General features: G+C 69.3%; 13 protein-coding genes. 10 read left to right on the top strand and 3 right to left on the bottom strand.

All coding sequences use genetic code 11. The annotated features are described in order from the left end of the window. The first annotated feature begins 27 nt into the window (after positions 1 to 27). The 3 genes from ACT1U9_RS15495 to ACT1U9_RS15505 all read left to right on the top strand — a co-directional run bounded on the left by ACT1U9_RS15495 (position 28) and on the right by ACT1U9_RS15505 (position 2686). Positions 28 to 348, top strand: coding sequence for a hypothetical protein (locus ACT1U9_RS15495; RefSeq protein WP_188276664.1), 321 nt, complete (start codon positions 28 to 30; stop codon positions 346 to 348). Between the two features lie 122 nt (positions 349 to 470). Then, on the top strand, positions 471 to 1589 hold the full coding sequence (locus ACT1U9_RS15500) for a lipid II:glycine glycyltransferase FemX (RefSeq protein ID WP_188276665.1): 1119 nt from the start codon (positions 471 to 473) through the stop codon (positions 1587 to 1589). A 65-nt stretch (positions 1590 to 1654) separates the two neighbouring features. Next, positions 1655 to 2686 (top strand): alanine racemase, encoded by a 1032-nt coding sequence (locus ACT1U9_RS15505; RefSeq protein ID WP_444538864.1) that lies wholly within the window; start codon positions 1655 to 1657, stop codon positions 2684 to 2686. Between the two features lie 49 nt (positions 2687 to 2735). Here the strand turns inward: ACT1U9_RS15505 and ACT1U9_RS15510 are convergent, their stop codons facing one another. Together ACT1U9_RS15510 and ACT1U9_RS15515 are read right to left on the bottom strand one after the other, a co-directional pair. Continuing rightward, positions 2736 to 4247 (bottom strand): glycosyltransferase family 87 protein, encoded by a 1512-nt coding sequence (locus ACT1U9_RS15510; RefSeq protein WP_444538865.1) that lies wholly within the window; start codon positions 4245 to 4247, stop codon positions 2736 to 2738. 96 nt (positions 4248 to 4343) lie between these two features. Then, positions 4344 to 7025: a transglycosylase domain-containing protein gene (locus ACT1U9_RS15515; RefSeq protein ID WP_444538866.1), complete on the bottom strand. Its 2682-nt coding sequence runs from the start codon at positions 7023 to 7025 to the stop codon at positions 4344 to 4346. Between the two features lie 375 nt (positions 7026 to 7400). Here ACT1U9_RS15515 and ACT1U9_RS15520 point away from each other — a divergent pair, with 375 nt between their 5' ends. From ACT1U9_RS15520 to ACT1U9_RS15535, 4 genes are all read left to right on the top strand, one after another. Then, positions 7401 to 8084: a PadR family transcriptional regulator gene (locus ACT1U9_RS15520; protein WP_188276669.1), complete on the top strand. Its 684-nt coding sequence runs from the start codon at positions 7401 to 7403 to the stop codon at positions 8082 to 8084. Between the two features lie 50 nt (positions 8085 to 8134). After that, a complete protein-coding gene (locus tag ACT1U9_RS15525) occupies positions 8135 to 9217 on the top strand; it encodes an inositol-3-phosphate synthase (protein ID WP_444538867.1) in 1083 nt (360 codons plus the stop codon). A gap of 80 nt (positions 9218 to 9297) precedes the next feature. Next, positions 9298 to 10599 carry an MFS transporter gene (locus ACT1U9_RS15530; RefSeq protein ID WP_444538868.1) on the top strand — a complete coding sequence of 434 codons (1302 nt, stop codon included), beginning with the start codon at positions 9298 to 9300 and terminating at the stop codon, positions 10597 to 10599. Between the two features lie 60 nt (positions 10600 to 10659). After that, entirely contained in the window at positions 10660 to 11181 is a 522-nt protein-coding gene (locus ACT1U9_RS15535) for an LppU/SCO3897 family protein (RefSeq protein WP_444538869.1), read from the top strand. Between the two features lie 110 nt (positions 11182 to 11291). On the opposite strand, the gene ACT1U9_RS15540 is transcribed toward ACT1U9_RS15535, so the two are convergent. Then, a complete protein-coding gene (locus ACT1U9_RS15540) occupies positions 11292 to 12734 on the bottom strand; it encodes a CCA tRNA nucleotidyltransferase (RefSeq protein WP_444538870.1) in 1443 nt (480 codons plus the stop codon). Positions 12735 to 12976: 242 nt separating this feature from the next. Here ACT1U9_RS15540 and ACT1U9_RS15545 point away from each other — a divergent pair, with 242 nt between their 5' ends. The 3 genes from ACT1U9_RS15545 (at position 12977) to ACT1U9_RS15555 (ending at position 19465) form a co-directional block, all read left to right on the top strand. Next, positions 12977 to 15325: a DUF6049 family protein gene (locus ACT1U9_RS15545; RefSeq protein WP_444538871.1), complete on the top strand. Its 2349-nt coding sequence runs from the start codon at positions 12977 to 12979 to the stop codon at positions 15323 to 15325. 52 nt (positions 15326 to 15377) lie between these two features. After that, positions 15378 to 17606, top strand: coding sequence for a murein biosynthesis integral membrane protein MurJ (gene murJ, locus ACT1U9_RS15550; RefSeq protein WP_444538872.1), 2229 nt, complete (start codon positions 15378 to 15380; stop codon positions 17604 to 17606). Positions 17607 to 17734: 128 nt separating this feature from the next. After that, positions 17735 to 19465 carry a protein kinase family protein gene (locus ACT1U9_RS15555; protein ID WP_444538873.1) on the top strand — a complete coding sequence of 577 codons (1731 nt, stop codon included), beginning with the start codon at positions 17735 to 17737 and terminating at the stop codon, positions 19463 to 19465. Positions 19466 to 19494: the final 29 nt, after the last annotated feature.

Here is a 19494-nt window from a genome sequence, read left to right on the forward strand (position 1 = left end):
CGTTCCGCTTCCGCCAGGAGGTGCCCCATGGCACAGGCAATGCGATCGAACTCGTCCGTCGTCTCCCTCTTCGCCACCGACGGCAAGGCCCATCCCCTTCAGGACGCCTTCATGGCGGTGACCGTGCTGCTCGGCGCAGTGGCGTTCACCACGGCCTTCTTCCACAACCTGCATCTGATCAGCTCGTGGGCGGGCCTCGTCGGCATCCTCACCGGTGCGTACGGACAGTTCATCTCGGCGACGACCCGGGAGCGTTTCCTGCTGATCCTCGGCCTCGGCGCCTCCGCCGTGGGCTTCTTCCTGGGCATGGCACACGGCGGCCTGTTCGGCGGTGTGATCGGCGGCTGAGACCTCCTCGCACCCCCAGGGCCCGTACGGCCAGTCGGGGTGCTCCCCGGGCGCAGTAGGCTTCGGCGCGAGAGCCGGAGCCCCTGTACCCATGGGGACACACCTGCCGAGGAGCGCCCCGCATGAGCCTGACCCTGAGGACCATCAGCCGAGAGCAGCATCTGGCTTACATCCAGAGCCTGCCCGCGGCTAGCCACTGCCAGGTCCCGGCATGGGCCGATGTGAAGACCGAGTGGCGCTCGGAGAACCTGGGTTGGTTCGATGCGAACGGCCAGATGGTCGGCGCCGGTCTGGTGCTCTACCGGCAGCTCCCGAAGATCAAGCGGTACCTCGCGTACCTGCCCGAGGGCCCGGTCATCAACTGGTACGCCCCGAACCTCGACGACTGGCTCCAGCCGATGCTGGCGCACCTGAAGCACCAGGGCGCCTTCTCGGTGAAGATGGGCCCGCCGGTCGTCATCCGCCGCTGGGACTCGACCGCCATCAAGTCGGGCATCCAGGACCCGGACGTCAAGCGCCTGCGGGACGTCGAGGCCTCCCACATCGAGCCGCGCGCCTTCGAAGTCGCCGACCGGCTGCGGAAGATGGGCTGGCAGCAGGGCGAGGACGGCGGCGCCGGCTTCGGCGACGTGCAGCCGCGCTACGTCTTCCAGGTGCCGCTCGCCAACCGCTCGCTCGACGACGTCCTCAAGGGCTTCAACCAACTGTGGCGCCGCAACATCAAGAAGGCCGAGAAGGCCGGCGTCGAGGTCGTCCAGGGCGGCTACCACGACCTTGAGGAGTGGCAGCGGCTGTACGAGATCACCGCCGTGCGCGACCACTTCCGGCCGCGCCCGCTCTCGTACTTCCAGCGCATGTGGACGGTCCTCAACAACGAGGACCCCAACCGCATGCGGCTCTACTTCGCGCGGCACAACGGTGTGAACCTGTCCGCGGCGACGATGCTCGTCGTCGGCGGGCACGTCTGGTACTCCTACGGCGCCTCCGACAACATCGGCCGTGAGGTCCGGCCCTCGAACGCGATGCAGTGGCGGATGCTGCGCGACGCGTACGCCATGGGCGCGACCGTCTACGACCTGCGCGGCATCTCCGACTCGCTGGACGAGACCGACCACCTCTTCGGCCTCATCCAGTTCAAGGTGGGCACCGGCGGCGAGGCCGCCGAGTACCTCGGCGAGTGGGACTTCCCGCTCAACAAGCTGCTGCACAAGGCTCTCGACATCTACATGTCGCGTCGCTGATGGTTGCGTAACCTCGTCTCGTACCTCCCCTTCACCGCAGCCACCAGAAAGGTTCCGGATCGTCCATGGCGCTCTCCCTGTACGTCGACACCGCTCGCTGGCGGGCGCACCAGAAGTCCGTGGTCGATCAGTTCCCGGGCATCGTCCCGGTCTGCAAGGGCAACGGGTACGGCTTCGGCCATGAGCGGCTGGCCGAGGAGGTGAGCCGGTTCGGCTCGGACGTCCTGGCCGTCGGCACCACGTACGAGGCGGCCCGCATCAAGGACTGGTTCGGCGGGGACCTGCTGGTGCTCACGCCGTTCCGCCGGGGCGAGGAGCCGGTGCCGCTGCCGGACCGCGTCATCCGCTCCGTGTCGTCCGTCGACGGGGTGCACGCCCTGGTCGGCGCGCGCGTGGTCATCGAGTGCATGAGCTCGATGAAGCGCCACGGCATCAAGGAGGAGGAGCTCGGCATGCTCCACTCCGCCATCGACGACGTGCGCCTGGAGGGCTTTGCCCTGCACCTCCCGCTCGACCGCACCGACGGCTCGGACGCGGTCGAGGAGGTCATCGCCTGGATGGACCGGCTGCGCGCGGCCCGGCTGCCGCTGCACACCATGTTCGTCAGCCATCTGCGGGCCGAGGAACAGGCAAGGCTCCAGCAGCAGTTCCCGCAGACCCGCTTCCGCGCCCGCATCGGTACGCGGCTGTGGCTCGGCGACCACAAGGCGACCGAGTACCGGGGTGCCGTCCTGGACGTCACCCGGGTCGCGAAGGGGGATCGTTTCGGCTACCGCCAGCAGAAGGCCGCCTCCGACGGCTGGCTGGTCGTGGTCGCGGGCGGCACCTCCCACGGCGTGGGCCTTGAGGCTCCGAAGGCGGTGCACGGTGTGATGCCGCGCGCCAAGGGCGTCGCCCGGGCCGGTCTCGCGACGGTCAACCGCAACCTGTCGCCGTTCGTCTGGGACGGCAAGCAGCGCTGGTTCGCCGAGCCGCCGCACATGCAGGTGTCGATCCTGTTCGTCCCCTCCGACTCCCAGGAGCCGAGGGTGGGCGACGAGCTGGTGGCCCATCTGCGGCACACCACCACGCAGTTCGACCGCCTGGTCGACCGCTAGCCGACGCGAAGGGGCCCCTGCCGGCGGCAGGGGCCCCTTCGTCGTTCACCTATACGCCCGGCTGGCGCGTGCCCCACTCCACCCGGGGCCCTTCAGTCAACTGGGCCGCGTGCCGGGGCGGATGCGCCGCCTGTCCCAGGACGAAGACGTCCGGTGCGCCGTCGAGCACCCCGCCGGACGGATCGTCCGCGCCGTCGCGCCGTACGGCGTCCCGCTCGGGCATCAGGATGTCCCGCACGATCACCGCGCACAGATACAGCGTCGCCAGCAGATGGGCGGCGATGGCCAGTTGATAGCCCTCGGGCGGCAGCCCCTGGTGCTTCTCGCCGCTCATCGTGTACGCCAGGTACATCCAGATCCCGAGGAAGTAGACCACCTCGCCGGCCTGCCAGATCAGGAAGTCCCGCCAGCGCGGCCGGGCCAGCGCGGCGAGCGGGATCAGCCACAGCACGTACTGCGGCGAGTAGACCTTGTTGGTGAGGATGAACGCGGCGACGACCAGGAAGGCGAGCTGTGCGAACCGCGGCCGCCGCGGCGCGGTGAGGGTGAGCGCCGCGATCCCCGCACACAGCACGAGCATCAGCAGCGTCGCCAGGTTGTTCACCATGTCGACGTCCAGGGACTTGCCCGTACGCTGCGAGATGATCAGCCAGAAGGAGCCGAAGTCGACTGAGCGCTCCTGGCTGAAGGTGTAGAACTTCTTCCATCCCTCGGGCGCGAGCAGCATCACCGGCAGGTTCACCACCAGCCAGGCCCCCGCCGCGCCGAGCACGGCAGCCCCGTACTCCCGCCATTTCCCGGCCCGCCAGCACAGGAACAGCAGCGGGCCAAGCAGCAGGAAGGGATAGAGCTTGGCGGCGGTCGCCAGCCCGATGAGGATGCCGAAGGCGAGCGAGCGGCCGCGCGACCACATCAGCATCGCGGCGGCCGTCAGAGCGACGGCGAAGAGGTCCCAGTTGATCGTCGCGGTGAGCGCGAAGGCGGGCGCCAGGGCGACCAGCAGGGCGTCCCAGGGGCGACGGCGGTGGGTGCGCGCGACACAGACGGCGATGACGGCCGTGCAGGCCATCAGCATCCCCGCGTTGACCATCCAGTACATCTGCTCGCGGTGCTGCATGGACCCGCCGACGGGCCCGGTGATCCAGGCCGCCACCTCCATGAACAGCCCCGTCAAGACGGGGTATTCGAGGTAGTCCATGTCGCCGTTGAGACGGTCGAAGTACGGGACGAGGTTGTCGGCGAAGCCCCGCCCGACATACAGGTGCGGGACGTCGGAGTAGCAGGCGTGGGTGTACTGGGAGTTCGCCCCCCGGAACCAGGCCCAGTCGTAGCACGGCGCCTTCTGCGCCATCCCCAGGGCGAACATGCCGATCGCGACGAGGGCGATCACCCGCACCGGCGTGAGCCAGTGGCTCGCCCCCCAGGCCCAGCGGCCCACCGGACCGCCCAGCACCTCACTGCCCGCCGCGGCGACCTCGTCCTGCTCCGTGGGCCGTACGACGGGTTCGGCGGGCTCGTCCCGCCGGTCCTCATCCACGCGGGCACTGGTCTCGCTCGTCATGCCGCACATCCTGCCGTACACCTCTGTGGAAAAGCCGAGGGGCGGTGTTTCACGTGAAACATCGCCCCTGACTTTCCACCGTGTGCGCCGGACCGGCTAACCGCCGCCCGGTCCGCCGAAGATATTTCCTTGATTGCCGTTACCCGGTTTGGAGCTGCTGGGTGACGGGTTGCCGGTGGGACCGCCGACGTTGCCGGTCGTGGTGCCCTGGTCGGCTCCGGCGTTGGTGCCGCCGGCGCCGCCGGGTCCGCCGCTGCAGTTCCAGTCCCACTTGCCGCAGGACTTGCTGGGCTTCGGGGACTTCGACGGGGTCATCGACGGAGTGGGCGACGGACTGTCGGACGGCTGCGGGGAGGACGAGGGGGACGGGGCCATGCTCGGGCTGGGCGACATGCCGCCGCCGTACACCTTGTCGCCGATCGCCTCGGGCGTCGGGAAGTCGACGGCCGGGACGCCGTTCAGCGCCTGCTCCATGTAGTCGTGCCAGATGGTGGCCGGGAACGACGCACCGTGGATCTTCTCCTGGCCGCCGGTCCCGAACATCTTCAGGAACTCGCGCTTCTTGTTGGTCTCGTTGTCGTCGAGCCGGTACATGCTGACCGCGGTCGACAGCTGGGGCGTGTAGCCGACGAACCACGCCGACCGGTTGCCGTCGGTCGTACCCGTCTTGCCGGCCACGTCACGCCCGCTGAGCTGGGCGTTGGTACCGGTGCCCTTCTCCACCACGTTCTTCAGGACGTCGGTGACGTTGTCCGCGATCGCGGCGGAGAAGGCGCGGGTCGCCTTGTCCTCGTGCTGGTAGACGACCCGGCCCTGCTTGTTGACCTTGTCGACCGAGTACGGGTCGCGGTGCATGCCGCTGGTGGCGAAGGTGGCGTAGGCGCCGGCCATCCGGATCGCGCTGGGGGAGGAGGTACCGATGGAGAACGAGGGCACGCTGGAGGAGGCCAGGCTGTCCTTGCGCAGGCCCGCCGCCAGGGCGACGTCCTTCACCTTGTCGGTGCCGACGTCCATGCCGAGCTGGACATAGGGCGTGTTCGCGGACTCCTGCATCGCGTACCGCAGGTCTATACCGTAGCTGGGCGGGTTGTAGGACTCACCGCCGTCATTGGTCTGCAGCCACTGCCCGCCGTCCTTGTCGGTCCACACGGTCCCGTCGTAGTTCTTGATCTTCAGCTTGTTCATACCGCTGTAGATGCTCTTCGGCGAGACCGGCGTCCGCTCCGAGTCGCCCTGGTCGGCGGGCCCCTTCGGATCGCGCTTGCCGTACTCCATGGCGGCGGCCAGCACGAAGGGCTTGAAGGTCGAGCCGACCTGCGCACCCGTCTGGTCGGCGTTGTTGGTGAAGTGCTTGGTGGCGTCCTCGCCGCCGTACAGCGCCTTGATGGCGCCGCTCTTGGTGTCCACCGACGCGGCGCCGAACTGTACGAAGGTGTCGTACTGGGGCCGCTTCTTCGGGTCGATGTTCTCCTTGCGGACCTTCTTCACCACGTCTTCGAGCGCCTGGACCTTCTTCTTGTCGAAGGTCGTGTGGATCTCGTAGCCGCCCTGGTCCAGGTCGGCGGCGGTGATGCCCTGGGTGTTGTTGTTCACGAAGTACGCCTTGGCCAGGCTGACCAGATAGCCGATCTGGCCGCTGAGCTGCGCGTTCTTCTTGGGCTTGTCCGGCATCGGGAACAGCTTGTACTTCGCGCGGTCCGCTGCGGAGAGATGCTTGTCCTTGACTTCCTCGTCGAGGATCCAGGCCCAGCGGTTCATGGCGTTCTTGGTGTTCTGCTCCGGCGTGGCCGCCGGGTCGATCTCGGTGGCGCCGGCCGGGTCGAAGTACGTCGCGCCCTTGAGCAGCGAGGCCAGGAAGGCGCACTGACTGGGGTCGAGGTCCTGGGCGTCCTTGCTGTAGTACGTGCGGGCGGCGGCCTGCAGACCGTAGGCGCCGCGCCCGTAGTAGGCGGTGTTCAGATAGCCCGCCATGATCTCGCTCTTCTTCTTGGTCGCACCGACCTTGATCGAGATGAAGAGCTCTTTGAACTTACGGGTCAGCGTCTGCGACTGGTCATCCAGCCGGGCGTTCTTCACATACTGCTGGGTGATCGTGGAGCCACCCTGCGTGTGCCCGCCCTTGGCCATGTTCAGCAGGGCGCGCGCGATGCCCTGCGGGTCCACGCCGGAGTCGGTCTCGAAGGTCTTGTTCTCCGCCGAGATCACCGCGTACCGCATGGCCGCGGGGATCTTCTCGTACGGAATGATCTGGCGGTTGACCTCACCGCCGGTGGCGACCATCTGGGAGCCGTCGGCCCAGAAGTAGACGTTGTTCTGGGCCTGGGCCGCCTGGGCGACGTTGGGGACGCTCACCATCCAGTACGCGACGCCGATCACCACCACCAGCGTGCCGAGGAAGCCCACGCACAGCCCGCTCACAAGCTTCCAGGACGGCATCCAGCGCCGCCACCCGCGCTTGTTGAAGCGCGGGTAGTCGATGAAGCGCTTCTTGCCGGGCCGCCGGTTGCCGGGACCCGCACCGCCGCGCCGGCCGCCGGGGCCCCCCGGACCGCCGCCACCGGGCTCGGCCCCGCGTCTGCGACCGCCCCGCTGGGCGGCTCGCCGCGCCTCGGCGCGCCCACCGGCCGGGCGCTGCTCCCCGTAGGGAGCGGAGGGCGACCCGGTGACGGCGTCCCGGGCGGGGGCCGCGCGGCGGCCGGACGGCTGCTGCGCGGCTCGCCGGGCGGCGGCCCGGCCGCCGCCTTGCGATTCCGGCGGTTTGCGACGGTGCTCGCTCATCGAACGACTACTCCTCGGGCAGGCGAGAGCGCCTGAAAACGACTGGTGAGTTCCGGTCCCCCCGATACACGGACCAGCGCTGCGAGGAGCTCGTCCGCTGCGCACCCGGTATGCCGATGGCGCTGTACGCGCCGACGCCCCCTGACGTCATTCGGCCACCGGTGGTCTGCATGCCGCACAGACTACGCACGGTCAAAACCCGCCTAGGGCCGAAGTTCACCCCAAATCAGGCAAGTTGCTTCCCATGAATTGACGATGTGACGCCGTTCACCATGGCCCCTCTTGTCGCAGGGGCGCCACCGTTCTATCGTCAGGATGTATCGAGTCGATACATCAGCACGGCATAAAGGTCCGCGGCGGCAGAGGAGGCGAAGGGTGAGCAGACGCTCCGGCATCCTCGAATTCGCCGTACTCGGTCTGCTTCGCGAGGCCCCGATGCACGGGTACGAGCTGCGCAAGCGGCTCAACACCTCACTGGGGATCTTCCGGGCCTTCAGTTACGGGACCCTCTACCCCTGCCTCAAGACGCTGGTCGCGAGCGGCTGGTTGATCGAGGAACCGGGCAGCGCTCCCGAGGACGCTCTGGCCGCTTCACTCGCAGGGCGCCGGGCCAAGATCGTCTACCGGTTGACGGCCGAGGGGAAGGAGCATTTCGAAGAACTGCTCTCCCACACCGGCCCCGACACCTGGGAGGACGAGCACTTCGCCGCCCGTTTCGCCTTCTTCGGGCAGACGGAGCGCGAGGTGCGGATGCGCGTGCTGGAAGGTCGTCGCAGCCGGCTGGAGGAGCGCCTGGAGAAGATGCGCGCCTCCCTGGCCCGTACGCGCGAGCGCCTGGACGACTACACGCTTGAGCTGCAGCGCCACGGCATGGAGTCCGTGGAGCGCGAGGTGCGCTGGCTGAACGAGCTCATCGAGAGCGAGCGGGCGGGGCGGGATCAGCGATCCGGCCCGGCCACCGGCTCCGCTCAGCAGGACCACACATCAGGAGAGACGGGCGGCCTGCCCCGGCATCGGGACAGTACCCGGCCGGATCCGTCCGAGGACACCGCCAACTGAAGGCCCTGCGTCCGCAGGACTTCGTCGAGAACACACAGGGAGCAACCGGAATGGGTTCGGTTCGCGTAGCCATCGTCGGCGTGGGCAACTGCGCCGCCTCGCTGGTGCAGGGCGTCGAGTACTACAAGGACGCCGACCCGGCCGGCAAGGTGCCGGGTCTGATGCACGTCCAGTTCGGCGACTACCACGTCAAGGACGTGGAGTTCGTGGCCGCGTTCGACGTGGACGCCAAGAAGGTCGGCCTCGACCTCGCGGACGCCATCGGTGCGAGCGAGAACAACACCATCAAGATCGCGGACGTGCCCACCACGGGCGTCACCGTTCAGCGCGGTCACACCCACGACGGTCTGGGCAAGTACTACCGCCAGACCATCGAGGAGTCCACCGAGGCCCCGGTCGACGTCGTCCAGATCCTCAAGGACAAGCAGGTCGACGTTCTGGTCTGCTACCTCCCCGTCGGTTCCGAGGTCGCCGCGAAGTTCTACGCGCAGTGCGCCATCGACGCCAAGGTCGCGTTCGTCAACGCCCTCCCGGTCTTCATCGCCGGCACCAAGGAGTGGGCGGACAAGTTCACCGAGGCCGGTGTGCCGATCGTCGGTGACGACATCAAGTCGCAGGTCGGCGCCACCATCACGCACCGCGTCATGGCGAAGCTGTTCGAGGACCGGGGTGTCATCCTGGACCGCACGATGCAGCTGAACGTCGGCGGCAACATGGACTTCAAGAACATGCTGGAGCGCGAGCGCCTGGAGTCCAAGAAGATCTCCAAGACGCAGGCCGTCACCTCTCAGATCCGCGACCGCGAGCTGGGCGAGGACAACGTCCACATCGGCCCGTCCGACTACGTCGCGTGGCTCGACGACCGCAAGTGGGCGTACGTGCGCCTCGAGGGCCGCGCCTTCGGCGACGTCCCGCTGAACCTTGAGTACAAGCTCGAGGTGTGGGACTCCCCGAACTCCGCGGGTGTCATCATCGACGCCGTGCGCGCCGCGAAGATCGCCAAGGACCGCGGCATCGGCGGCCCGATCCTCTCCGCGTCCTCGTACTTCATGAAGTCCCCGCCGGTCCAGTACTTCGACGACGAGGCCCGCGAGAACGTCGAAAAGTTCATCAAGGGCGAGGTCGAGCGCTAAGTCTCGGCTTCCGTCCGACTGTTGAGGGTCCCTGTGCCGCACCGGCCCGGGGACCCTCTTCGTATGTGACGCTTGCACACATGCCCGTCGTGCGTGATCTGCGCGTACTCCTGCGCCTGAGGAATTTCCGGCATCTGCTGGCCGTACGGCTGCTGTCCCAGGCGGCGGACGGCGTCTACCAGGTCGCGCTCGCCACACATGTCGTCTTCTCCCCCGAGAAACAGACCTCGCCCACCGCGATCGCCTCGGCCATGGCCGTCCTGCTGCTGCCCTACTCCGTGGTCGGCCCCTTCGCGGGCGTCCTGCTCGACCGCTGGCAGCGGCGCCAGGTCTTTCTGTACGGCAATCTGCTGCGGGCCCTGCTGGCAGGCTGCACCGCGCTGCTCCTCGTCGCCGCCGCGCCCGACCCGCTCTTCTACGCCTCCGCGCTCTGTGTCACCGCCGTCAACCGCTTCGTCCTGGCCGGACTGTCGGCCGCGCTGCCCAGGGTCGTGGACCAGGACCGGCTCATCATGGCCAACTCCCTCTCCCCGACGGCCGGAACACTGGCCGCGACCGCGGGCGGCGGCCTCGCCTTCGGGGTGCGCCTGCTGGTCCCCGTCGACGCCGCGACCGTCCTGCTCGGATCCCTCCTCTATCTCTGCGCGGCCCTGTGGTCGCTACGCCTGGCGCCCGCGCTGCTCGGACCCGACCCGGAGTCGGCACAGCCCGGTGTGGGCACGGCGATCCGTACGACGGCACGCGGCCTGGTCGACGGGCTGCGGCATCTGAGGCGGCGCCCGTCGGCCGCCCGGGTCCTGGCCGCGATGACGCTCCTGCGCTTCTGTTACGGGGCCCTGACCGTCATGGTGCTGATGCTCTGCCGGTACGCCTGGGCCGACGGCACCTCCGACGGACTGGCCCTGCTGGGGCTCGCGGTGGCCGTCTCGGGGGCGGGGTTCTTCGCTGCGGCCGTCGTGACACCCGGTGCGGTGGCGCGGCTGGGTCCCTATGGGTGGATGGCGGTGTGCGCGGCGACGGCGGCGGTCCTGGAGCCCGCTCTGGGGCTGTCGTTCGCTCCCGTGCCCATCCTGATCGCCGCCTTCGTCCTGGGTCTGGTCACCCAGGGCGCGAAGATCTCCACGGACACGGTGGTGCAGTCCTCGGTGGACGACGGGTTCCGGGGCCGGGTCTTCTCGCTCTACGACGTGCTCTTCAACGTGGCCTTCGTCGGCGCCGCAGCGGTTGCCGCGCTGATGCTGCCGCCTGACGGCAAGTCGGCTCCTCTGGTTGTCACGGTCTCCGTCATCTACGCGGCAGTAGCAGTGTTTATGACCCGCTTTCAGCGCGGCGAGTGTCACATGAGGGCCACAGAGTCCCCTCCGGTATCGGGGTTGTCCTAGCGGACCGCTACCTTACGGGCGTCATACATCGCCTGTTTTTCACCAAGGGGGAACCCCGAAGTGTCCACTCCGCCGCCCCAGGGCCAGAACCCGTACGCGCCGCAGCCCAACGCTCCCTACGGCCAGCCGCAGGGCGCAGGCCCGTACGGACCGCCGCAGGGAGGCGCTCCGTACGGCCAGCAGCCGGGCCAGCCCGGAGTCCCGCAGCAGCCGTCGCCCTACATGCACCAGGGCGCCCCGATACCGCACGCGCCGGCGCCCGCCCCGCCGCGCCGCAACGTCAAGAAGATCGTGCGGATCGTCATCGCGGTGAGCGTCCTCTTCGCCGCGGCCGTGGGCTGGTACACCAGCCGCCATGACGCCGACACCGCCAAGGTGGGCGACTGCATGAGCATCGGCAACCCGGCCAGCACGACCCACCCGGACCTGAAGGTCGTGAGCTGCGACGACTCCAAGGCGAAGTACAAGGTCGTCGAGAAGAAGGACGACAACAGCGGCTGCGACCGCACCAAGTACTCGGAGTACACGCAGACGGGCGGCAGCAAGGACTTCACCCTCTGCCTGGAGGACTACAAGAAGTAGTCCGAGGCAGACGCGAGGGGCGATGTTTCACGTGAAACATCGCCCCTCGTCGTACCGCCGTGCCGTGATGTTTCACGTGAAACGAGTCGTGTTTCACGTGAAACATGGCCTCAGCCCTGCGCGGCCCACCACTCCTTGAGCGCCGCGACCGCCGCGTCGTGCTCCATCGGCCCGTGCTCCAGCCGCAGCTCCAGCAGGTGCTTGTACGCCTGGCCGATCGCCGGACCGGGGCTGATCCCCAGGATCTCCATGATCTGGTTGCCGTCCAGGTCCGGGCGGATCGAGTCGAGCTCCTCCTGCTCCTGGAGCTGCGCGATCCGCTCCTCAAGACCGTCATACGCGTTGGACAGGGCACTGGCCTTGCGCTTGTTCCGCGTGGTGCAGTCCGAGCGGGTCAGCTTGTGCAGCCGGTCCAGGAGCGGCCCGCCGTCGCGTACGTAGCGGCGCACCGCCGAGTCGGTCCACTCGCCCGTGCCGTAGCCGTGGAAGCGCAGATGCAGCTCAACCAGCCGCGAGACGTCCTTGACCATGTCGTTGGAGTACTTCAGCGCGGTCATGCGCTTCTTGGTCATCTTCGCGCCGACCACCTCGTGGTGGTGGAAGGAGACCCGGCCGTCCTGCTCGAACCGGCGCGTCCTCGGCTTGCCGATGTCGTGCAGCAGCGCTGCGAGCCGCAGCACCAGGTCGGGCCCGTCCTTCTCCAGCGCGATGGCCTGGTCCAGGACCGTCAGCGAGTGCTCGTAGACGTCCTTGTGCCGGTGGTGCTCGTCGCTCTCCAGCCGCAGTGCGGGCAGCTCGGGCAGGACGTGGTCGGCGAGCCCGGTGTCGACGAGCAGCCGCAGCCCCTTGCGCGGGTGAGTGGAGACAAGGAGCTTGTTCAGCTCGTCGCGCACCCGCTCGGCAGAGACGATCTCGATCCGGTCGGCCATCGCCTTCATCGCGGCGACGACCTCGGGGGCCACCTCGAAGTCGAGCTGCGCGGCGAAGCGCGCGGCCCGCATCATGCGCAGCGGATCGTCCGAGAACGACTCCTCGGGGGTGCCGGGGGTGCGCAGCACGCGCTCCGCCAGGTCCTCCAGGCCGCCGTGCGGGTCGATGAACTCCTTCTCGGGGAGCGCCACGGCCATCGCGTTGACAGTGAAGTCGCGGCGGACCAGGTCCTGCTCGATGGAGTCGCCGTAGGACACCTCGGGCTTGCGCGAGGTCCGGTCGTACGCCTCGGAGCGGTACGTCGTCACCTCGATGAGGTAGCCGTCCTTCTGGCAGCCGACGGTCCCGAAGGCGATCCCGACCTCCCAGACCGCGTCCGACCACGGGCGCACGATCTTCAGCACGTCCTCGGGGCGGGCGTCCGTGGTGAAGTCCAGGTCGTTCCCGAGCCGGCCAAGGAGCGCGTCCCGCACCGAGCCGCCGACCAGGGCGAGAGAGAACCCGGCCTCCTGGAAGCGGCGGGCGAGGTCGTCGGCGACAGGGGACACCCGCAGCAGTTCACTGACCGCGCGGCGCTGCACCTGGCTCAGTGCGCTGGGATTGTCTTCATTGGCGTTCGGCACAACAGAAAAGGGTACGTGCCCCGGCCGACCGGAGCGTCCCCGTTTCCGCCCGCCCCGCGCGGACCGGCTCCGCGGGCGTCCCCGGCGGCTTGAAAAGGCGCCTCGCGCGCCGCCCTGTCACACTCTTCCGATCATGTGGAGCAGTCCACGGCACTTCGCCACAGTCCACCTCGTTACCATGCGTGGACGCAGAAACCGACAACCACCGACACAGCTGACGACGACGAGGGACGGGCGAACGCGTGGCCGAGGCGGCAGATTCTCAGGGGACGGGCCACTCTCCTGCCCGCCGGTGGCTGCGCCGCACTGCGGCGCTGCTGGTCGGCGCACCCCTGCTCGCCGGACTGCTCTCCGGGACGGCCCCCGCGCCGGTGGCCCACGCCGCCGAGAAGGCCGCCGTGGGCCAGGCCGGGACCGGGTCGCGCACCGTCCAGGTGACGCTCGACTCGATGACGCCCAGCGCCCCCGTCAAGAGCGACACGCTGACCATCTCGGGGACAGTCACCAACACGGGCAGGCAGGCCGTCACGAGCGCCCATGTGGGACTGCGGGTCGGCGGGCGGCTCCAGGGCCGCACCACGATCGACGACGCCTCCGAGCGCACCGGCTTCACCCCCGGCGTCGACGCCTCCGAGCTCGGTGACGGGCCCACGGTCAAGTTCCCGAAGCTGGCTCCGGGGATCAGCCGGGACTTCACCCTCTCCGTACCGGTGAGCAAGCTGGGCCTGGACGGGGACGGCGTGTACCAGCTCGGCGTGTCCCTCTCGGGCCAGACACCGAACCAGCAGTACGACCAGGTCCTGGGCATCCAGCGGACCTTCCTGCCGTGGCAGCCGGAGGCCGTCGACGGCAAGAAGTCGCAGCTCACCTACATGTGGCCGCTGATCTCCTCGACCCACCTCACCGCGCAGACGGGCTCGGACGAACAGCAGACGCCGGTCTTCGCCGACGACTCGCTGGCCGCCGAGCTCGCCCCGGGCGGCCGCCTGGAGCGGATGGTCTCGCTCGGCAGCCAGCTGCCGGTGACCTGGGTGATAGACCCCGACCTGCTGGCCGCCGTCGACGCGATGACCCGCAACTACAAGGTCAACTCCGGCGACACCAATGTGCCGGGCACCAATCAGGAAGTGGCCAAGCAGTGGCTGAGCTCGCTTGAGGAGGCGGTGCAGGGCGACAAGGTCGTCGCGCTGCCCTTCGCCGACCCGGACCTGGCCTCGCTCGCCCACCGGGGCAAGGACGTCTCGGGCTCGCTGAGCCATCTACAGGGCGCCACCGAGGTCGCCGAGAAGACCGTCGACACGATCCTGCACGTGACCCCGTCGGTCGACTTCGCCTGGCCCGTGGACGGCGCGGTCGACCCGTCGATCGTGGACGTGGCCACCTCGGCCGGCGCTCACAACGTGATCGCCCGCAGCGACAGCCTCCGTGAGACGGGGGGCCTGTCGTACTCGCCGACGGCCGCCCGGCCGATCGGCGGCGGCACCACCGCCGTGGTCGCCGACGCCCGGCTCTCCACGGCGTTCGAGGGCGACATGTCGAGAGCGGGCAGCTCCACCCTGGCGGTGCAGGAGTTCCTGGCCCAGACGCTGGCCACCGCGCTCCAGAACACCGACACCCAGCGCAGCATCGTCGTCGCTCCGCAGCGGATGCCCTCCGCCAGCCAGGCCCAGACGATGGCGAGCGCCATCCGCGCCCTGAGCGGACAGCGCTGGACCCAGCCGCTCGGCCTCGACGCGGCCGCCGCGGCCAAGCCGGACGCCCACGCCGCCACCCGGGTCCCCAGCGCCTCCTCGTACCCGGGAGCGCTGCGCAAGGACGAGCTGCCGCCGCAGGCGTTCCAGGACATGCGCAGCACCCAGGGCACCCTGGACAAGTTCAAGGTCATCCTGACCGCCCCCGACCGGGTGGTCACCCCGTTCGGCAACGCCATCAACCGCGAGATGTCGACGTCCTGGCGCACCAACCGCGAGGGCGCCGTGGTCTACCGGGCCGGCGTCCAGAGCTATCTGGACAGTCTCACCGACAAGGTCCGGCTCATCCAGAAGTCCACGGCCACCATGTCGGGCCGCAGCGCCACACTCGCTGTCACGGTGCAGAACCAGCTGGTCCAGCCCGTCGACAACCTGGTGCTGCGGCTGGAGCCGAGCAGCCCCACCCGTCTCAAGGTGACCACCAACGACGACGCGAACGGCGGCCAGCAGGTCAAGGTCGACGGCGGGCACACCCAGTCGGTGAAGTTCACCGCCACGGCGAACGCCAACGGCCCCGTTCAGGTGACCGCGCGGCTGTACACCCAGGACGGCACGCCGTACGGCGACCCCATGGAGTTCACGGTCCAGGTCTCCGAGATCACCCCGACGGTGATGCTGGTGATCGCCGGCGGTGTCCTGCTGCTCGTCCTCGCGGGCATCAGGATGTACACCCAGCGCAAGCGCTCGACGGCCCGGAAGGAGAACGGCGAGGAGAACGGGGACGGCGACGGCGCCGAGCCCGGACACGGTGACGATCCCGAGCAGCCGAGTGACCCGACACCGGACACCGGTCCGGAAAGCGGGGCCTCGCCCGGCCCGGGTGAGAAAGTGGAGCATTGAGCTATCGCTATGCCGTGGCCGGCCAGGCCGGGGACGATGAGGTGGGGTATCCATGAACGCGCCGTACGACGGTGACCGCGGGCAGGGCGCGGGCGGCGGCTCCGCGTCTTCCGGGGGCACGCCCCCGGTGCCTCCCTACGCCGGGCAGGTGCCTCCGCCGCAGCAGCCCGCACCGGACCCGTATCAGCAGCAGCCCGTGCCCGACCCGTACCAGCAGCAGCCCGCGGCGGACCCGTACCTCCAGGACGCCTACGGCTACGACCCGTACCGGGCGCAGGACCTGTCCGCCCAGGACCCGGTGGGCGAGGCGCTGTACGACCGTGCCGCGCACCCGCCGCCGCCCCCGGGCACCTACGCCGAGCCGCAGCCGCTCTACCAGCAGCCGCCCGCGCAGCAGTACGCGCCGGACCCCCGGATCTGGGCCCAGACCCCGCCCCCCGAGCCGGACGGGCCGTCGCGTCATCTGCCGTACGGCGACACCGCGGGCACCACGCAGTTCGTGGGCGTCGACGACCTGGTCACCCATTCGGGCGAGGAGCTGCCCGAGCAGGACGCCTTCGCGTACCTCTACCGGGACCAGCAGGCGTCGGGCCCGGCACCGGCCGGTCCGGAGCCCGAGCCGCTGCCTCCCGTGCCGCAGAAGGAGTCGGGCGGCCGCGCCTCCAACCTGCTCAAGTCGAGCGCCGTGATGGCCGCGGGCACCCTCGTGTCGCGGCTCACCGGCTTCGTCCGCAGCCTGGTGATCACCGTCGCGCTTGGCACGTCGCTGCTCGGCGACACCTACACCGTCGCGTACACCCTGCCGACGATGATCTACATCCTCACTGTCGGCGGCGGCCTGAACTCGGTGTTCGTGCCGCAGCTGGTGCGGTCCATGAAGGACGACGAGGACGGCGGCGAGGCGTACGCCAACCGGCTGCTGACCCTCGTCATGGTGGCGCTCGGCGCGATCGTCACGCTCGTGGTCCTCACGGCCCCGCTGCTGATCAAGCTGATGTCGAGCACCATCTCCGACGACACGGCCGCCAACAGCGTCGCCGTCACCTTCGCCCGCTACTGCCTGCCCACGATCTTCTTCATGGGTGTGCACGTGGTGCTGGGGCAGATCCTCAACGCGCGCGGCAAGTTCGGCGCGATGATGTGGACGCCGGTCCTCAACAACATCGTCATGATCGGCACGTTTGGCCTGTTCATCTGGGTGTACGGCACCTCGGGCGAGTCCCACATGGGCGTGCAGACCATCCCGGCGGACGGCATCCGCCTGCTGGGCATCGGCACGCTGCTCGGCCTGGTCGTCCAGGCGCTGGCGATGATCCCGTACCTGCGGGAGACCGGCTTCCGGTTCCGGCCGCGCTTCGACTGGAAGGGCCACGGTCTCGGCAAGACGGTCAAGCTCGCCAAGTGGACCGTGCTGTTCGTGCTCGCCAACCAGGCCGGTGTCCTCGTCGTCACCCAGCTCGCCACGGCCGCCGGAAAGGCGTCGGGCGCACATGGAGCGGGCTTCCTGGCCTACTCCAACGCCCAGCTGATCTGGGGCATGCCGCAGGCCATCATCACCGTCTCGGTGATGGCCGCGCTGCTGCCGCGCATCTCCCGGGCCGCGCACGACAACGACCCGGGCGCCGTGCGCGACGACATCTCGCAGGGCCTGCGCAACTCGGCCGTCGCGATCGTCCCGATCGCCTTCGCGTTCCTCGCGCTCGGCGTCCCGATGTGCAGCCTGCTGTACGCCAACACCAGCACCGAGGCCGCCCGCTCCATGGGCTTCATCCTGATGGCGTTCGCGCTGGGCCTGATCCCGTACTCGGTCCAGTACGTCGTCCTGCGCGGCTTCTACGCGTACGAGGACACCCGCACGCCGTTCTACAACACCGTGATCGTGGCCGCGGTGAACGCCGCCGCCTCGGCCGCCTGCTACATGCTGCTGCCCGCCCAGTGGGCGGTCGTGGGCATGGCCGGCGCATACGGTCTGGCGTATGCCGTGGGCGTCGGGGTGGCCTGGCGCCGGCTGCGCAACCGGCTGGGCGGCGACCTGGACGGCGCGCACGTCCTGCGTACCTACGCGAGGCTGTGTCTGGCGTCCGTACCGGCGGCCGCGATCGGCGGCGCGGTGGGCTACGCGGCGCTCAAGGGCCTCGGCCAGGGCGTGTTCGGCTCGCTGGTGGCGCTGGTCGTCGGCGGGGCCGTGCTGCTCGGAGTCTTCTTCGTCTCGGCGAAGAAGATGCGGATCGAGGAGCTGAACTCCATGGTCGGAATGGTGCGGGGACGGCTCGGGCGCTGAGCCCGCTGCCCGAGCACAACCATCGTCCGCCGCCGTGTGTCGTGCATAGCGCCGGACTGTGGGCACAATTGGCATGACTTTGCATGGCTGGCCGACAGCACGCAACGGATGGGGAGGCAGGAACGACGGTGGCGGAACGTAGCACGGCTGCCGTCGACGTGGCCGACAACAGCGGCGACAACCCGCTGACCGCCAAGGCGGACGGGACCACGACCGACGGGGTGGCGGAATCCATCGATACGGCAGACACGGCGGAGCAGGGCGCCGGCGACACGGGTGGTGAGCGGAAGACCGCCGAACCCTCTATCGCCACACCGGAGCTGCACAGCGGCCACAAGCTCGCCAGACGCTACCGACTCGAAGAGTGCGTCACCCGTCTGGACGGTTTCAGCAGCTGGCGGGCGGTCGACGAGAAGCTCCGTCGCGCCGTCGGGGTCCATCTGCTCCCCGCGGACCATCCGCGGGCGCGCTCGGTGCTGGCCGCGGCCCGCTCGTCCGCGCTCCTCGGGGACCCCCGCTTCGTCCAGGTCCTGGACGCGGTGGAGGAGAACGACCTGGTCTACGTGGTCCACGAGTGGCTGCCGGACGCCACCGAGCTGACCGCGCTGCTGGCCCTGGGCCCGCTGGAGGCGCACGACGCCTACCAGATGGTCACCCAGGTCTCCCAGGCCATGGCGGCGGCCCACCGCGAGGGCCTCGCGCACCTGCGGCTGACCCCTGGCGCGATTCTTCGCACGTCCTCCGGGCAGTACCGCATCCGCGGGCTCGCGGTGAACGCCGCCCTGCGCGGCATCGCCTCCGACACCCCGCAGCGGACCGACACGGAGGCGATCGGCGCGCTCCTGTACGCCGCGCTCACCCAGCGCTGGCCGTACGCCAGCGACGCGTACGGCCTGCACGGCCTGCCCAAGGGGGTCGGCCTGATCGCCCCCGACCAGGTACGTGCGGGCGTCCACCGGGGCCTCTCTGAGCTCGCTATGCGGGCGCTGGCCAACGACGGCGCCACCGCGTCGCGTCAGGAGCCGGCCTGCACCACCCCGGACGAGCTGGTCAAGGCCATCTCGTCGATGCCGCGCATCCGTCCGCCGGAGCCCGCCTTCACGGCGCCGCCGGAGTACCAGCGCACCACGTACCAGCAGGGCACCTACGGCCGCCCGCCCGCCGGGCCGCGCCCGCAGGTCGCCCAGGCCGTGCCCGTCCCTCCGCCGACGCTCCAGGGCCGCACCGGCAAGGTGATCAAGTGGGGCGTCTCGGCGCTCCTGATCGCCGCACTGGGCCTCGGAAGCTGGCAGCTCGCCGACACGCTCCTGGGCCACGACAAGGGCTCCGGCGAGTCCGGGACATCCCAGCAGACGACCAAGACCGACGGCGAAAAGCCCAAGGCTCTGGTGCCACTACGAATCCAGGGCGCCCAGGAGTACGCCCCGGACGGCAAGCCGCAGGACGCCGGGGACGTGGACAAGACGTACGACGGCGACGCCTCCACGTACTGGCGCTCCAAGAGCTTCTACGACGGCCCCGAGATGGAACCGACGGTGAAGCGGGGCGTCGGCATCGTCTACGACCTGGGCTCCTCCAAGGACGTCTCGGCCGCGTCGATAATGCTGCGCTATGGCGGCAACCACACCAAGATCACGCTGTACGCGACCGACTCCTTGTCGCCCTCGACCGCCATCGAGTCGATGAAGAAGATCGCGGCCGTCACGACCAACGGCACCAAGGCGGAGCTGAAGGCCAACAAGCCGGTCAAGACCCAGTATGTCCTGGTCTGGATCACCGCCATGCCCAAGGCTGAGGCCGACCAGTACAGCCAAGCCGGTTACAAGCAGGCCATAACAGACGTCAAGTTCACCGGCTGATCAGAGATCCGACAGCAGGGGGAGGGGGT

The sequence above is a fragment of the Streptomyces sp. BR1 genome (genome assembly GCF_052373795.1).
GTDB lineage: Bacteria > Actinomycetota > Actinomycetes > Streptomycetales > Streptomycetaceae > Streptomyces.

What these genes read in the sequence shown, in the direction of transcription:
- ACT1U9_RS15495 (WP_188276664.1), top strand. Translation starts at nt 28, where the DNA reads ATGGCACAGGCAATGCGATCGAACTCGTCCGTCGTCTCCCTCTTCGCC.
- ACT1U9_RS15500 (WP_188276665.1), top strand. Translation starts at nt 471, where the DNA reads ATGAGCCTGACCCTGAGGACCATCAGCCGAGAGCAGCATCTGGCTTAC.
- ACT1U9_RS15505 (WP_444538864.1), top strand. Translation starts at nt 1,655, where the DNA reads ATGGCGCTCTCCCTGTACGTCGACACCGCTCGCTGGCGGGCGCACCAG.
- ACT1U9_RS15510 (WP_444538865.1), bottom strand. Translation starts at nt 4,247, where the DNA reads ATGACGAGCGAGACCAGTGCCCGCGTGGATGAGGACCGGCGGGACGAG.
- ACT1U9_RS15515 (WP_444538866.1), bottom strand. Translation starts at nt 7,025, where the DNA reads ATGAGCGAGCACCGTCGCAAACCGCCGGAATCGCAAGGCGGCGGCCGG.
- ACT1U9_RS15525 (WP_444538867.1), top strand. Translation starts at nt 8,135, where the DNA reads ATGGGTTCGGTTCGCGTAGCCATCGTCGGCGTGGGCAACTGCGCCGCC.
- ACT1U9_RS15530 (WP_444538868.1), top strand. Translation starts at nt 9,298, where the DNA reads ATGCCCGTCGTGCGTGATCTGCGCGTACTCCTGCGCCTGAGGAATTTC.
- murJ (WP_444538872.1), top strand. Translation starts at nt 15,378, where the DNA reads ATGAACGCGCCGTACGACGGTGACCGCGGGCAGGGCGCGGGCGGCGGC.